At 63.9% G+C, this 875-nt stretch carries 1 protein-coding gene; it reads right to left on the minus strand.

Annotated features, from left to right (window positions below):
* Nucleotides 1-875 (minus strand): FAD-dependent oxidoreductase (locus AC1DU6_RS33290; RefSeq protein WP_477862603.1); only part of this gene is annotated, 875 nt, incomplete at both ends.

Raw genomic sequence — 875 nt, forward strand, 5'->3', positions numbered from 1 at the left:
GGTTTGCAGCGTGACGGGATCGACAGTGATGCGGCCGCGGTGATCGACCGCGATACCGGCGGCTTCGAGATTGAGCCGGTCGGTGGCGCCGACGCGGCCGGCGGCGAACAGCAGCATTTCCGAGGTCACGTTGCGGCCGTCTGCGAGTTTGGTCACGATGTGCCCGCTCGGTGCGTGCTCAATCGCATTGACCTTGGAGCCGAGCCGCAGCGCGACATTGCGATCGCGCAGCTCATGCATGAATTCGTCGATCAGCTCCTTGTCGATGAAATCGAGAAAGGTCGGCCGCGGCTCGATAAGCGTCACGGCGACATCGAGCGCGCTGAAGATGGTGGCGTATTCGACGCCGATCACGCCTGCGCCGATCACCGCGAGGCTGCGCGGCAGTTTCGGCAGGTCGATGATCTCGTCGCTGTCGAATACTGTCTTGTTGTCGAACGGCACGTAATCGGGCCGGAATGGCCGCGTGCCGCAGGCAATCAGGATATGGCCGGCGGTGACATTCTTGATCTCGTTCTTCTCGTTGGCGATCTCGATCTGGTGCGGTCCGGTGAAACGCGCTTCGCCGAGCGCCGTCTTCACGGCATTGCGGCTGAACTGATGCTCCAGCACCTCGACTTCGTGGTCGAGCGTCTTCTGCAGCCGCATGATCAGGTCGCGGGCGTCGATGTCCTGTTTCACCCGATAGGAACGGCCGTAGAAGCCGCGCTCGCGCCAGCCGGACAGGTTGAGCACGGTCTCGCGCAGGGTCTTCGATGGAATGGTGCCGGTATGGACCGAGACGCCGCCGACCCGCCGGCCCTTCTCCACCACCAGTACGGACTTGCCGAGCTTGGCGAATTGGACGGCAGCACGCCGGCCAGAGGGGCCGGAGC

Source organism: Roseateles sp. P5_B10, assembly GCF_056400485.1.